This is a genomic window from Paenibacillus sp. fava2 (assembly GCF_058313675.1).
In genome coordinates this window covers 3614394-3630363 of the sequence record NZ_CM177755.1, presented here as the reverse complement: position 1 = coordinate 3630363, position 15970 = coordinate 3614394, and the positions used below count along the sequence as shown (strand labels likewise).

Sequence of the window (15970 nt, the reverse complement as noted above, 5' to 3'; positions counted from 1 at the left end):
TTACACCTCCTGCCTGATTAGCCTTTGATGGAACCGGCCAGACCTTCGATGAAATACCGCTGCAGGAACAGGAATACGATGATGATCGGCACCACCGACATAACCGCCCCCGCCGCCAGCCCGGTCCAGTCCACGCTGTTCGTTCCAAAGAAGTTGTACATCCCGACCCCCAATGTCCGCAGCGACGGCTTGCTTAAAGTGAACGTCAGCGGAACAAAAAACGCATTCCATGCCCCGATAAAGCTGAAAATCGTTACCGTCCCCAGAATCGGCTTGGACAGCGGAAGCATAATGCTGAAGAACATCCGGAAATAACCGGCCCCGTCAATCGTTGCGGACTCCTCCATCTCTTTGGGCAGCGAGGAAAAATAACCGACGAACAGCAGAATGGATACGATTTTGGACGGACCCGATTCAGCCAGGATCACCCCCATCAGCGTATTATTGAAGCCCAGTCCGACGATCAGCTCGAACAGCGGAAGAATGGTGAAGCCTTTGGGCAGGAACATCGAGATGACCAGCATGGTCATGATCAGCTTTTTACCGGGCATGCTGCCTCTTCCCAGCGCATAACCCGCCATCGAGGTAATGACAAGCACGAGCAGGACAACCGAAGCGGTAACGATGACCGAATTGAAGAAATATTGATAAAAGTTAGCCAGATCCCACGCCCTTACAAAATTGTTCAACGTCGGCTCCTTGGGGATGATGTTGATGCCGCCCAGGAACATTTCACTTTGCGATTTGAAGGAAGAGGAGATAATCCAGATGAACGGATAACTCCAGATTAGCGTGAAGGCAAGCAGCAGGACCTGGGCCGGCAGCTGTCTAAGGAATCGGTTTAGGCGGTACATGGCTTAGGCTCCTTTCGTGCCGGATCTGCGGGCAGCTTTGCCGGTCAGCGCCTGAATGACGACGACAACTAGAACGGCCAGACTGAACAGGATGCCTGCCGCCGAGGCGAAGCCGTAACGGGAAGAGCCGCTTTCGGGCTCGAACGCATAACGGAAAATGTAAGTCTGCACCACATCGGTCGCTTTTACCGGCCCGCCTTCAGTCATCGTACGGACCAGGTCAAACGGATCCAGGTTGTTGATAAAAGTGAGTAGTGTTATTACAAGGCCAATCGGAGCCAGCATCGGAACGGTAATCCGGAAAAAGCTCTGCACCTTGCTTGCCCCGTCGATTTTGGCCGCCTCATACAGCTCTCCAGGAATGGTCTGCAGTCCGGCGAGCCAGTAGATCATCGGAGTGCCAAAGCTTTTCCAGACAGAAACGGCCAGCAGTGTCGGCAATGCGAGCGCTGTAGAACCGAGGAAGTTGATCGGCTCTTTGACCAGCCCTATGCCCAGCAGCATTTCGTTAATCGCACCGCCCAGCGGGTTCAGCAGAATCGAGAAAATTACACCGATAACCGCTGTAGTCGAGATAACCGGCACGAACAGCAGCAGCCTGTATACATTTCTCCCCGCAAGAAACTGGTTGTTGAGAATAACCGCAACGATCAGCGCCAGCGGCATCTGGATCAGCACATGTGTCAGGGCGAACAGGAACGTGTTCATAAAAGCGCTCCAGAAGCCCGGATCGGATGCGACCTCCCTGAAGTTGCCAAGCCCGATAAAGTCCGTCGGCCAGCCGATGCCGTCCCAGTTAAAGAATGAATAATACCAGCTTGCAATCATCGGCCATAAGGTAAAAGCGGCAAAGAACACCAGCATCGGCAGCACGAACAGGTAATGGTAGCGGTGCTTCTTGATCTGTTTGAACAGCTCCGCTCTTTTGGAGAGCGGAGCCTTGCCGGCGGAAGCAGGAATACTCTGCAGCGGTGTGCCGTAACCCATCGTGAATTCACTCCTGTCTGTTTCTGTATGGTTTCCGGGTTTAAGAAATAGCGTCTACTCGATAATATAATTCTCCATCGGATTCCAATCCGGATATTTCAGGTCTTCTCTGCTAAAATCAATGCCGCCGTCGTTCGCAATCTTGATCTGCTCATCGATGACCTTATTGGCCTTCGCATCATAATCCTCCGCCAGCGCTACAGGATCTTCATTGCTGACCACCGCCTTCAGGAATACCTCCTGAATCTTCGGCTTCGGCATGGCATCGCTGATGCTCTTCGAGAATTGGTCATAGTTCTGGTTATTCGTATTGACCGCCGGAGCCATCCGGATCGTCTCATCCATTACCTTCACAATCTGCTCCATGTCTGCGGACATCGCAATGCCTTCCATTGCTGCCGGCATCAGCACGAGTTCTTTGGCATATTCGTAATTCGCACGTTCAAACTCCACGGATCCGAGGAAGTCCAGTACCTTCCAGGCGCCTTCCTTCGACTTCGACTGTGAGCTCATCGCATAACGCGGCTCGGCAATCGTCGGAGTATCCCGGTATCCGCTCCGTCCGGCATCCGGTACAGGTGCAGCTGCAATGCCCATATCCATGCCCTCATTCAGCTTGCGGATTTCCTCAGCCTGCCACGCTGCCCCGATGAACATCGCCACACGTCCGGCTGCGAACTGCTGGTGCATCTGCGCGGTATCCCAGTTCTCCCAGCCCGGCGCCACAATCTTCTGCGCGTTCAGCTGCCGCAGGATTTCTACGACTGGTGTCGCCGATTTCGACGAGAACTGTCCGGTTTTCAGGTTAATGATCGTGTTGCCCTCGTACCCGATTACACCGCCTTCAAGCCCTGAGCCGAGGCCCGACACACTGAGTCCGAACACCGCAGGCGCTTTCCCCATCATGGCGAAGCCGTATACCTGTCCTTTGCCTTCTTTTGTAATCTTGGTGGCTGCTTCGACGAATTCGCTATGCGTCTTAGGCGGCTCGCTGTAGCCGTACTGCTCCAGTATGGTCTTGTTGTAGTACAGCGGTCTTACCTTGTCGAAGCGCGGGTCGCGGACCGGAATTCCGATAACCTCCCCGTTCACCCGGGTCTGGCTGGTCCGGCTGAAGGCTCCTTCCGGGAAACGTGCTACAAAAGCATCATCGATATAGCTGTCCAGCGGCTCTACCCATTTATTGTCGTACACCGTTCTCGCCTGAGGCTGACCGCCTTCAATGAAGAAGATATCCGGTCCTTCATTGGCGGCAAAAGACAGCTGCAGCGCATTGTTATACTGCTCCGTCGGATTGGCAATGACCGTCACCTTCACCTCTGGATTCGCTTTCATAAAAATGTCCATTTGTTCCTTATAGAAGGCTTCATCACCCGGTCTGGCCGAAACGATTGAGAAATTCACCTTCTGCACTTCAGCGGCTGTAGCCGCAGGTGCTGTTGTAGCCGCCGAACCGGACGGCGGTGTTGTTGCATCGCCGCTTCCGGCATTGTTATTGCCGCCGCAGCCGGCCAGTATTCCGGTAAGGGCAAAAACCGCAGTCAGAGATCCTATCAGTGAACGTTTTCTTGTCACTTGCATGCACTCCCCTTTGTTTAGGATCGATCATCGCTGGAACCTGTTCCTCTAGCTTACAGTGTTATTGTAGCAAGCGCTCACCAATTAACGTATCCCATGCATCTACGATCCGGGTGGAAATATCTATCCGCTTAGGCCGGCACAATAAAAAGCAGCTCCTCCCAAGGGAAAAGCTGCTTAACATTCATACTATCAGAGAATCGCTGCTTTTAGTGTCACCACTTCATACGGTGTAAGGGTTCGTATTACCGTTCCGCCGTTTACCGACAGTAGCGGGTTCTCCTCTGCTTGTTCCATCAGGTTGGTCTCTATTATCCTGACCGGATTACCGCCCGGACCGTCCGTCGGAGCTTCCCCGCTTGCCTGCTTGAGTTCCTCCAACCCGCCGGCAAAGGCCAGCTCCACCTGCTCCCTGCCGCCGCCGGATTCGTACAGCCGGATTACAGCTCCGCCCGAGTCCTCGGCTATTTTGATTGCATCCACAATGCCGTGGCGGCTATGCACCTCTAATAATGAAGCCGCAGAAGGACGTATACCTTCGTGTGCTGTTGTAGCGTATACCGTCAGCGGCTGATTGAGCTCGAAGCCTTGCCGGACCACATCGCCTTCCCTCCAGCCTCCTTCATGCGGATACAAGGAATACGTGAACTCATGCACCCCGATATCAGCGGTGATGTCCGGCCAGCGCGGGGAACGCAGCAAGGACAGGCGCAGCACGCTGCCTTTGATAACATAGCCGTATTTGCAGTCGTTCAGCAGGCTTACTCCATAGCCGCCTTCCGACAAATCCGCCCAGCGGTGTCCGCACACCTCAAACTGGGCCTGTTCCCAGCTCGTGTTGTTATGGGTCGGGCGCTCTATGCTGCCGAACGGGATTTCATAAACCGCCTTGGAGGAGCGGATATCTACCGGAAAAGCAGCTTTTAAAAGCTTATGCTCCTCATGCCAGTCCACCCGGGTTTCGAAATCGATACGGCGGGAATGATGATGCAGAATCAGACGCTGATCAATCAGCGAATCATTCAGCTGCCAGGAAAATTTCAGGATGTCCCTGGTCTTTCCTTGAAGCAGGACTTCACTGGAGAGCAGAATGGCTTCCGCCGCCGGCTGCTCCGCAAAATGCGGATCAATATCCCAGGCATCCCAGACCGTCGGGCGGTCATGGAACAGCTGCAGATGATTGCCCGCAGCGCCAGGTGTAATCAGCTCCCTGCCGGCTGCTTTATCAACCCAGGAGACGATCCGCCCGGAATCGTCAAAAAGTAAGCTGTATTGCCCCGTTTCCCAGCTTTGCAGATTTGCAGCAGTTCTCGCATTCTCCAGGCCGGCCACCGATTCTTCCATCCCGCACGTAACGCTCGCTGCTACTTCATCGACTTTATCCCGCAGCCAAACCGTAGTATAACCCAGTGAAGGTACCTCCCCCGGACAAAAACTCATCTGATAACTGTCCTTTGATTGCAGCAGGTCGTATGGCAGCGGATTCCCGCCGGCATCGTACGGGACTTTATTCATCAGTTCGGCTCCACCGGTAAATACGGCAGCATCGCTGCGGTTCCAGGAAAGGCTGTTAAACAGAAGCAGCGGAGTTCCTGTGCCCCGGGTATCTGCAACTGCAGCCAATGCTTCAAGCCCCCTGCTGAGCGCTTCTTTCCCGCGGCTGAATATTTTCTCATAATGCTCTGCCGATTTAACATACACTTCAGGGATCGAAGTGCCGGGAATAATATCATGGAACTGGTTCAAGAGCAGCAGCTCCCAGCCTTCCTTAAGCCCGCCGTGCTGCAGCTCCGCAGATTCCTCAAGTGTCACCGCACCTGACAGATAGGACAGCGAATTCCAGATTTCGGCTTCCCGGTACAGTGCCTCTGCCTTGCGGTTCCAGCGCTTGTTGCTCCCGTGTGTCGTGTAGGTCCCCCGGTGCAGCTCCAGGTACATGTCGCCCGACCAGACCGGAAGCTTGGGAGCAGCCTCACGGACGCCGTCAAAGAAATCATGGGCCGTGCTGAACCGGCTCACCGGCAGACCCGGCAATGCCGCAGAGCGGCTAATGACCTCCAGCATCTCCCGGGTCACGCCGCCCCCGCCGTCCCCGTATCCGTAGAGCAGCATCTGCTCCGGATGGGCTTTTTTCTGCTTATAGCTGTCCCAGTGCTCACCCACATCTCCCGGGAGTGTGTTTTCATTAAGGCCATGATTCAGGAAGGACAGAATTTTGGTTCCATCTATGCCCTCCCAGTAGAACAAATCGTACGGAAAAGCGTTCGTGTCGTTCCAGTTCATTTTGGTGGTCATGAAATAGTCCACCCCGGACTTCTTCAGCAGCTGGGGAAGGGAAGCACAATAGCCGAATGTATCAGGCAGCCACTCCACCCGGGAGGTTTTGCCGAACTCCCGTTCATAGAAGGCCCTGCCGTACAACAGCTGCCGGACCAGCGATTCCCCGGAAGGAATGTTCAAATCCGGCTCAACCCACATTCCGCCGACAAGCTCCCAGCGACCGTCTGCTACACGCTTTTTGATGCGCGCATACAAGTCAGGAAAATGTTTCTTTACATAAGCGTACAGCTGAGGCTGGCTTTGCGAATACAGGTAATCCTCATAATGCTCCATAAGCGTGATAACGGTTGAGAAGGTACGGCTGGTTTTACGGACAGTCTCCTTCAGCGGCCACAGCCAGGCGAGATCGATATGCGACTGGCCGACCATATGCATCGTTCCGGCTTCCCCCGGATTCCGGCTGCCCGCAGCAGCCTGAAGTTTGCTCATCAGCTGCTCCTCCGCCTGCCGGAAGAGCTCCTCGTCCGCCTCCGCCGGGTTCCCGATAAACAAAATAGCATCCTCAAGCGCTTGTTCCAGCTGCAGACGTTCAGCAGACCGTTCCGTCAGCCTGTTCAGCGTCTCCAGAGATAAGGTCACTGTGAAATACAAGCTTTCGGCAGCTTGGTTCACAGTTACCAGCCGGGCTTCCTGAAAATGCACAGGCGGTGCATCATTATCCTTCTGACCGTTTAAAGGGTCTGAAGGAATCAGCGGCACGTGGTACAGCTCTATGCTCAGCTTCAGCTCACCGCTAGCCGCAATTGTCCTGGACAGAGGGACAAAGCTTCTGTTCTTGTCGAGTCCGTGATAAGGCGATCCGTTAATGGACAGCAGTCCCTCTCCCCCGGCCTTGAATATAATTCCGGCTTTTTCATCCGCCCAATCCTCCGGTATTTGGACTGCCGCTTCCAGAAAGAGTGTCTCTCTAACCTGGCTCTGCAGCCGGCCGGGAGCGGCGGTCTCCTTTTCAGCATCATACCGGTACTCTCCTTCATCCGCATAAAACGCCCTTTGCAAGGACCATTCTCCAATGTCACGGCTTTCCTTAATCCAGCGCAGCTGCAGCTCTTTCTGCAGCCGGTTCACTCTTCTGATCAGCGGCATGTTCATTCCTCCCGGATAATGAGTTAGCAGAGCTATTCAAAGAATTTGATAAGCAGGGTATGAATTTCATATGGCTTGAATTCAAGCTCGATTTCACCGCCGCTGGCAACCTCTCCCTGAGGGCGCTCCATGAGATCGCACAGCTGCCAGGAATGGAGGGGATATCCGCTGCCAAGCTTGACTTTCCGGCGGCCGCCGAAGAATTCATGCAGCCGGATCACACAGCTCTCCCCCCGTTCAGTCAATTTGACGGCATCGATGGCGACTCCTGCAGCGTCCGTTCGGAACAATGATTTGCCTGTTTTTCCGTTGAGTCTTCCCTCTACCGCCCGCAGCGGATTGTTAAGCATCCACGCTTCCTCTGCCGTACGTCCCTCGGCCCAGTCTCCCTCATGCGGCAGCAGACTGTACGTGAACCGGTGTTCACCCTGATCGGCCTGCCAGTCCGGTGCGGTTGCCGATTTAATCAGCGACAGGCGCATCACATGATCCTTGATGTCATACCCGTACTTGCAGTCATTAAGCAGGCTCACCCCGTAGCCACGCTCCGACAGATCCGCCCATTGATGCCCCACACTCTCAAAACGCGCATAATCCCAGCTTGTATTCCAGTGGGTCGGACGCTTCACATTACCATACTGGATATCATAGGTTGCTTGTGTCGAACGGACGTTTACCGGAAAAGCAACCTTAAGCAGCTGATGCTGCTCCTGCCAGTCAACCAGCGTCTCAAAATCGATCCGGCGGCTGCCGGCATACACCTTCACCTTCTGGATAACCGTTGAGTCCATATACTTCCAGGAGAACTGTAACACTGCTGCCAGCGGGCCTGAGTGAACCAGCTCCATAGAGACGAGTCCGGTGATTTCCCGTTTTTTCTCCTGATAATAAAGATCAATGTCCCAGGCATCATACTGCTTCGGCTTATCCTCGAACACCTGCAGCACATTTCCGTATTCCCCCGGAGCGAGTACCTCACGTTCAGCATCACGATCATACAGACGGCTTAACTGGCCCGAGTTATTCCATTCCATAATATAGTGAGGTGTAGTCAAGATAGAGTTTTCCCATACAAAAGAGTCTGTTTGAGCTGCCGGTTCAACCTTTTCAGTAAAATCCGCACTAATGACTGCCGTTGCCAGCATCGGGATCTCCGGCGTTTCAATCAGCCATTTGTTATCCAGCTGTTGTGCACGAAGAACAGATCCATTTTCATCCCGCCATTGTCTGTGCTCCGAATCTTCGGCAGTCACGGTAAGCAGTCCTGTATGATCAAAGGAAGCTCCGTTAAATACCGTATACACATGTTTGGCCTCACCCTGCGTGGAGGAATTCGTTAAAGCCTCAGTTGCTGCCAAGGCGGCCTGAATACCGATATCCTCAGCTTCCGCATACTCGGCGCGCGAATCCTCGTAGACCTCACGGATGGAGGAGCCCGGGATAATATCGTGGAACTGGTTGCGCAGGATGATTTTCCAGCCCTCATCTAATTCCTGCTTTGGATATTTTCCGAAGCTGCCCGACTCGGTAGCCAGCAGCACCTGAAGCCATTCCGCTTCACGGTACAGCAGCTCCAGCCGGCGGTTCATTTTTTTATTGTAAGCCTGGCTGGTATAGGTTCCTCTATGGTACTCAAGGTATAGCTCACCATCCCACGTATGAACATACTGGTCCGAGCTGCGGATGGTCTCGTTCAAACGCTCAAAATAATCATCTGCCCGGCCAGGCTTCACATTCGGCACCCCCGGTATGACGTCGAGCCTCCGCCGCATCTCCAGATGCTCCCGGTTCACCCCGCCGCCGCCGTCCCCGTATCCGTATGCAAGCAGCAGCTCGCGGTTCAGGTTTTTGTCGCGGTAGGAGTCCCAGATGCCCTGAACAGCAAACGGTTCCATTAAGCCGTTGTAGGTATAATACCAGGCGCTGGATTCCGGGCCTTCCGGTGTCGTAATAAAGTGCGCAAGCACCTCACTCCCGTCCATCCCCCGCCAGTGGAACGTATCATGCGGCATGCGGTTGTACTGGCTCCAGCTGATCTTGGTTGTCATAAACGTGTCTATACCGGATTTGCGCAAAATCTGCGGCAGCGCCCAGCTGTACCCGAACACATCCGGCAGCCATAAATACTTACATTCCACACCGAACTCTTCCCTGAAAAATTTGGTCCCGTACAAAATCTGACGCACCAGCGATTCCCCGCTCGTCAGGTTACAGTCCGCCTCCAGCCACATCGCACCGCCGGCTTCCCAGCGGCCTTCACTGACCCGACTGGACATTTCGGCATACAGCTCAGGGTAATCCCGCTTGATGTAATCGTACAGCTGGGGCTGTGTCTGCAGAAAAATATATTCCGGATATTGCTTCATTAATCTCAGCACAGTGGAAAAAGAGCGCGCCGCCTTCTCACGCGTATGGGTCAGCCGCCACAGCCAGGCAACGTCAATATGGGTATGCCCTATCGCCGTTACCGTTACCGGATGCTTCTGTTCCATCTCCTTAAGCCGCGCTGCCAGCTGCTCATCCGCTTCCCTCACTGAAGCGTAAAAAGCTTCGCTGCCCGGCCTCGACCAGTCCAGTACCCGGAAGGCCCGGTCCAGCACGGTCTGCAGCTCCTGCTTCAGCGGATCACTGCCGCCAAGCGATTTGTATACGGCCAGCATCGCCCGGCCGGTGTAATACAGATTGTCGGCCGGCTCATCAAGCCACGCGAGCTCCGCCCGTTTGATCCGGTGCTCCTGCGGTACCGGCAGTCCGCCGCCTTCAAGGCCCGACCATAGCCGGAAGGTAAAGCTGACTGCCGTACCCGCCGTCTCCGGCTCCAAAAAAACCTCCTGGTGATTGGAGTCCACCCCCTGGTAAGGCTTCCCGTTCAGAAACAGCAGCGACTCGAAGCCGCTGTTATTCCCGCTGCCCGTGCGCCCGAAATCGAACAGGCCGACAATCCGTTTATCCTGCCAATGGGCCGGTACCTCGACCGTTCTGTGCAGCCAGAGATACATATCCCATCCGGTCCAGTAATCACCGACACGGTATGAATCCCCCTGACTCAAATCCGGCGGATATACACCGTTGGCGCCCTCCTTATCTTCAAGTCCAAGCCATTCTGTCAAGACTATAGCCTCGCGGTACCGGTAGCGCTCCAATTCGGCAATTCGTGCACCAAGCTTCTCATCAGTCCAAAACAACGCTTTCATCCTCCTTTATATAACACGTGTTATATACTAAAAAGAAAAGGCAATCCACTATGGGTTATGCCATTTCCAACGCGTTCCGGCTGATGGCCGGGTCCGCTTTTTGACTAGGAATTCCGTAAGTAATCATCAGGCACAATACGCCTAATCAGCACTGTCTCACTTGCTTCATAAATCCAATGCTACGCACTTTCTCCCGGTCTCAACACTGCCGGCAGCCACAGTTTGCCCGGTTCACCAGCGCCCCCCTGCTCCAGCTGCTTCAGGATGCAGCGTACTGCTTCTTCTCCCATACGTACATACGGAATTTCTACACAGCTAAGCCGAGGAACACTCAGGCGGTCACCCTGGATCGTATTATCCGCAGCCATAACCTTCAGCGTATCGCCAATGTTGAGACTGAGATGGCGGGCAGCACGGTAGAGGTCGGGAATTGTACTGGACCAGTTCACCAGCACCGGCGGCAATGTGTCGCCGGCCTGCGCCTGAAGCTCAGTCAACCAGCTGATCCAGCCTTGGGCGCACTCTAATTCATCCATCCGCCGGATCTGCGGCTGATAGCCATGGCCGCTGCACCATTCTTTATAGGCGCTGCGGCGGTTTTTCTCGGACCAATTGATCCGTCTGCCGTCTGTCCCGTGATGAACCTCTGCGTAAACCGGTCCCAACTGGTGCTCCGTTTGATCCCTGCACAGATAATCCAGTGCTGTAATAACACTGCCTCTATAGTCTGCCAGCACAGAGTGGACTCCTTCTGACTCTGCATATCCTTCCACCGAGACGTAGGGAACACCAGCTTCATGCACTTTAGCGGCCCAGTCGGCGCTGCGGTAGCTGGTATTGTCCAGTGTTACAATCCCGTCTATCTTGCGCTGGTGATACAGGTCCAGCAGTGCGTTCCTGGCTTCACCCGGCCTCCGCTCGCCCGGTGAACAGAGCAATATGTGGTATCCGCCCGCTTCGCATTCCCGCTGCATCCCTTCAAGCAGCCGCATGAACAGCGGATGTCCGGTGTCCCCGAACGCAGCCAGCGTCATGCTGCGGCCGGTCTTCATGCTGCGCGCCTGGGCATCCACATGATAGTTCAGCTCAGCAATCGCGTGCAGCACCGCCTCCCGGGTCTGGGCGCTAACCCCGATGCCCGGTGTATCATTCAGCACAGCGGATACAACACTGCGGGATACGCCCGCCAGCTTGGCTACATCGTGGCTGGTCACTCTTTTTTTGCTCATATCAGCACCTCGGCAAAAGTATAACACGTGTTATAAAATGTGCATAGGCCTATTTCGGCGTTGCGGGAGTGCACTTGGCGGTAGGTGAGCCTGTTGGCTGGTTGCCGGGCTGGAATCAAAGGGATAAATCCCTTTGATTTAGTATTTCCACCCCATGGTGAGCTCCATCAAAGGGATAAATCCCACTATTCCAGCACTTTCACCGCAAACCGGGCCTCATTAATGGGAATAATCCCCTTATTCCAGCTCACTCACCCCACAATAGGCCTCATTAATAGGAAAAATCCCTTTATATCTGCATTTTCTCCCCAGGCAAGCCAATATAAAGGGATTTTTCCCACTATGTCCCCAAGCAGGTGTGCAGACTCACAATTATAGAGCTCCACCAGCACTTACCCTGCCCAAAAACTATATTTACTCCTCTTTCTTTCCATCCAACTCAGCTGTCTTTCCATCCATCGCAGCTGTCTTTGCGTCCACCGCAGCTGCCCGCCGCTCCATCACCGGATGCTCCGATAAAGCCAGCGGCTCCGCAAACTGTACGCCTGCAAAGATCCGGTCGCTCTGAAGCTGCTGCGCGGCTCTGTCAGCAGAAATGTCTGCTGTCCATTGTCCAGCCAGCTGCCCGTTCCCGTCCAGCAGCTCAGCCGCGAGCTTTTTCCCGGCAATCAGTTGCCCGTTTCCGTTCAGGTTCTCCCCGCAAATCCTGATCCGCAGCTCATTGCCGTCGGCCACGGGAATGTCCAGCAGCTCAAACGGTGAAACATCAACGATCGCGGCAATCTCTACTCCCGCAAAACGATAAACAAACAATTGCTCACCGCCAGAAGCAGCCGAGTAATTCATCTTAATGTTACCTGCCCCCGCCTTCACCCTAACCTGCACATCGGTCAGCTCCTGCGGCATCCGCGGGGCAAGAGTAACCTTCCCCAGAATCAGATCCGGGCGGATTCCCAGGAAATACTGAACCCATACCCGCAGCTGCTCCGAGTTCGACCATGCCTGCAGATAAGCGCCGGTCAGCTTGGCACGGTTTGCTCCCTCCTGCGGATAAGCATCCTGGTTTTCGCTGAGTCCGCCAACTACACCAAGCTCCAGCGCCTGCCGGTTCATATTGCTGAACAGCTTATAGGCCGTCTCCTCCTGCCCGGCTTCGATCATCCGCTGCATGGCGATGCCGTTCAGCCACGTCCATACGGTACCGTTATGGTAGGCTTCATCCTTATGATACTGCTCCGTCAGATGGAATGGATGAAAGAACGGGTGCCGCCGGTCCAGCGAAGCCGTGCCCCAGGGATAAACCAGCTCCTCCCATGCTGTGCGGACAGCCTTATCTTTGAATTCCCGGTCATCGAACAGGTCAAAAGCAAACAGCTGATTCGGGCGCAGCGAGAATTCCGGCACACCATCCTTATCCAGACGGTCAGCCAGATACGGATAAGCCGGATCACGGAAATCGGCAGCAAAGTTCTTTTGCAGCTTGTCAGCCACACGGCTCCACTGCTCCGCTTTCTCCTGATCCTGCATATAATCGGCAAAATAAACACCCGCCCGCAGCTGGCCGTACCACAACGCCTGAATATCATTGGCCCGGGTATCACGCGGAGAGTATGATTTTAGCTCTGCATCCCGCGCATCCATCCACGTCTCATTGTCATCATGGGTAAGATAGCCCTTATCGTCCACCCAATACCGGAGCGAGCCCTCGATACTGCTGCAAACGGCGGGATACAGCTGTTCAATAAGTGCAGTGTCTCCGGAATATTTTACATAGTCCTGCAGCTGAATAATAAAGCGCGGTGTGCCGTCGGTAGTGTGGTAATCGATGTTTTCAGGAGCCAGAATGTTCGGCACCCGCCCATAATATTTAGAAGCTTCATCCCTGTTCTGATATTCCGCAAAAGACAGCAGAATCTGCCTTGCCGTTTCAAACTGGCCGCTGACCAGCACTGCACCGGGCATTGCTATAAACTGGTCACGCCCCCAATACTCGTTGAACCACGGAAGTCCGGCATAAATCCCCTCACCCTGCTGCCGCGTCACCAGCTGATCCATCGTCAGACTGATCCAGTTCAGAGCTTGAGTCAGCTCCTCATTGCTGCTGCGCAGGTAAACATTATTCTGCAAAAATGCCGCCAAACGCCGGACACGCTCTCCTTTTAATGCGTCAGCACGCCGTTCTGTATCCTCAAGCAGCTTACCAGCTTCCTCAGCCGTCCGGGCACAAGCTATGAAAAATCCTCCGGCCGCAGCCGTTGTGAGAAAGACTCCGTCCTTTTCACTAACCGGCTGATCTTTTCCGGGACGCAGGGCAACGATCCATTCCCCCTCCATCGCTTTGAACAATGCCGTGTTCCCTTCACGCTTCACATATTCCAGCGCTTCTCCTTTTAAGGAGATACCTATCTCAATACTTGCTCCTGTAACAATGACCTCCAAGACATTCCGGTAATCGAACAGCCACAGCTCCTCAGTCAATCTGCCATGGGTGCGGACAAGCGAATAAGGACTAACCTTAACTTCAGCCCGTTCATTATCAAGCAACTGCCCGTCTGCATATAACATGTATCCGCCGAAAATCCGGTTTTTGGCCACATTCATTCCCTCAAAATAGGCGTGCTCAGGATGATCATTCAGATGAGATTGCGTGTAATAATAGGCGGCTTCTTTATTGGTAAAAGAGACGGCACGGTTGTCCTTACGGCTGACCCTTATCTTCATTTGGTCCAAAAGCTCTGGTACATTATCGACTGTCATAACATCTGCCTCCTGCTGATATTCAACTTGTCTACTCCCCGTCTGCCAGCAGCAGGAAGGAATAAGGCTCCATGCGGATTTCCGAAGCGGTTGCCAGCTCCTGTCCGTTATATAAATCTCTTAAGCTCCGGTTTTGCAGCTGATCAGGCAGCTTAACAACAGCAGCATCGGCCGAGTTGTGAAGCAGCACGTACAGGGCAGCGCCTCCGGCGGATTTTGTATAAACCAGTGTTTCTTCGCTATCCCCGGCAGACAGCCATTCCAGATCAATCTCCTTGAAAAGCGGGTTCTGCCGCCGGAGTCCGATCAGTCTGCGTACAGTGTCATACAGATCATGATTTTGCTCCTCCGGGTTCCATGGCATACACTGCCGGTTATGATGCTCATCGCCGCTAAGTCCGACTTCTCCGCCGTAGTAAATACTCGGAGAACCGCCGTAGGTCAGCAGAAAAACATAAGTCAGCTTAACAAGCTCTGTGTTGTCTCCGCAAAAATGCAGAATCCGCGCCGTATCATGGCTGTCCAGCGGATTGAACATACTCCGGGCTACATGCTTGGGATAGCTGACAAGCAGCTGATTGATCGCATATTTGAAATCCTGTGAAGTGTACTGTTCTTCCGCCGGGAGATTTGTCCCGAAGAAACGGGTAACCGGCCAGGTAAATTCGTAATTCATCACCGCATCGAACTGGTCTCCCTGCAGCCACGGATTGGAGTAGAGCCAGTTTTCACCGAGGATATAGATATCACTGCGGATGGCCTTGATTCTTTTGCGGAATTCCCGCCAGAAATCATGGGATACCTCATTAGCCACATCGAGTCTCCAGCCGTCAATGTTATATCGCTCCGTCCAGTAGACAGCTGCACTGATCAGATACTCCCGCGCAGCCGGATTTCCGGTATTCCATTTCGGCATCATCTCAGTATAGGCAAACGTACGGTAATTCAGATGCTCCCCGAAATAATAGCCTTCTCTGGCGGCCAGCTTCGTGTCCGGAACAATCTCCTTATCTCCATCCAGTATATAAAAATAGTCATAATATGGCGAACGTCTGCCATTCTGCAGCACATCCTGCCAGAACGGATGCTCATAACCGCAGTGATTGAACACCGCATCCAGCATCACGCGTATGCCCCGCTTGTGTGCTTCTTCCACCATTCTACCGAAAGTCTCATTGTCGCCGAAGCTCGGATCAATTTTGAAATAATCCCTTGTATCATACTTATGGGAGCTTGGTGAATCAAACAGGGGAGTAAAGTAGATTCCGGTGCAGCCGAGATCGCGGATATAGTCAAGCTTGTCGCTGATTCCCTGCAGATTATCGCCGAACTTTTTACCATTGCCGTCAAGCTGGTCACTGCCCCATTCCAGAATTTCTTCAGAAGGAGCCGCAGTGGCACTTCGGTTGAACCGGTCAGGAAAAATCTGATACCACACCGTATCCGGAACCCAATCCGGCGCTGAATACAGGTCCTCCTCCAAAATGTACGGATAATTATAATAGTTCGTATAATCCTTAGGCGGAGTCCAGTCCCGCTCAAGCGTTGTAAAGCGCTGGCAGCCTGCGAAGCAGCACTCAACACCGTCATCCAGTACAAAAGCATATTTAATTCTTCTCCAGTTAAACCCGGTAAGCTCGGCAAACCAGCAGTCATGATAACGGGTCACATATTCCTTTTTCATCTCAACCCGCTGCATCATATCAACGGCAAATTCATAGACATGCGAATCCTTCGACACCGGCTTCCAGTTGAACGGGTCCATCGCCAGTACAGTGACCGACTTCAAGTCGTCTTTTTTGGTTTTGATGCGGATATGCAGCGTTTCAGTATCGTAGGCGTACGAGAACGGCCCTTTAGGCTCATGATAAAAGGATGCTAAATCCATGCGGCACACTCCTTATAATGGAAATATAGCTTAACTTATACGTTTAAGTGATGTTAG

Annotated in this window: 8 protein-coding genes; all 8 read right to left on the bottom strand. The window is 53.6% G+C overall.

What is annotated here, in order from left to right:
* Positions 1 to 17 precede the first annotated feature (17 nt).
* Positions 18 to 854, bottom strand: a complete 837-nt coding sequence (locus AC4G46_RS15685; protein WP_491128747.1) for a carbohydrate ABC transporter permease — start codon at positions 852 to 854, stop codon at positions 18 to 20.
* Between the two features lie 3 nt (positions 855 to 857).
* On the bottom strand, positions 858 to 1841 hold the full coding sequence (locus tag AC4G46_RS15680) for a carbohydrate ABC transporter permease (RefSeq protein ID WP_491128746.1): 984 nt from the start codon (positions 1839 to 1841) through the stop codon (positions 858 to 860).
* A 54-nt stretch (positions 1842 to 1895) separates the two neighbouring features.
* A complete protein-coding gene (locus AC4G46_RS15675) occupies positions 1896 to 3416 on the bottom strand; it encodes an ABC transporter substrate-binding protein (RefSeq protein ID WP_491128745.1) in 1521 nt (506 codons plus the stop codon).
* Between the two features lie 195 nt (positions 3417 to 3611).
* Positions 3612 to 6845, bottom strand: a complete 3234-nt coding sequence (locus tag AC4G46_RS15670) for an alpha-mannosidase (RefSeq protein WP_491128744.1) — start codon at positions 6843 to 6845, stop codon at positions 3612 to 3614.
* Between the two features lie 32 nt (positions 6846 to 6877).
* Entirely contained in the window at positions 6878 to 10030 is a 3153-nt protein-coding gene (locus AC4G46_RS15665) for an alpha-mannosidase (RefSeq protein WP_491128892.1), read from the bottom strand.
* Positions 10031 to 10218: 188 nt separating this feature from the next.
* On the bottom strand, positions 10219 to 11268 hold the full coding sequence (locus AC4G46_RS15660; RefSeq protein WP_491128743.1) for a LacI family DNA-binding transcriptional regulator: 1050 nt from the start codon (positions 11266 to 11268) through the stop codon (positions 10219 to 10221).
* Positions 11269 to 11682: 414 nt separating this feature from the next.
* Positions 11683 to 14025: an amylo-alpha-1,6-glucosidase gene (locus tag AC4G46_RS15655; RefSeq protein WP_491128742.1), complete on the bottom strand. Its 2343-nt coding sequence runs from the start codon at positions 14023 to 14025 to the stop codon at positions 11683 to 11685.
* Between the two features lie 31 nt (positions 14026 to 14056).
* Positions 14057 to 15913 (bottom strand): glycoside hydrolase family 13 protein, encoded by a 1857-nt coding sequence (locus AC4G46_RS15650; protein ID WP_491128741.1) that lies wholly within the window; start codon positions 15911 to 15913, stop codon positions 14057 to 14059.
* Positions 15914 to 15970 lie beyond the last annotated feature (57 nt).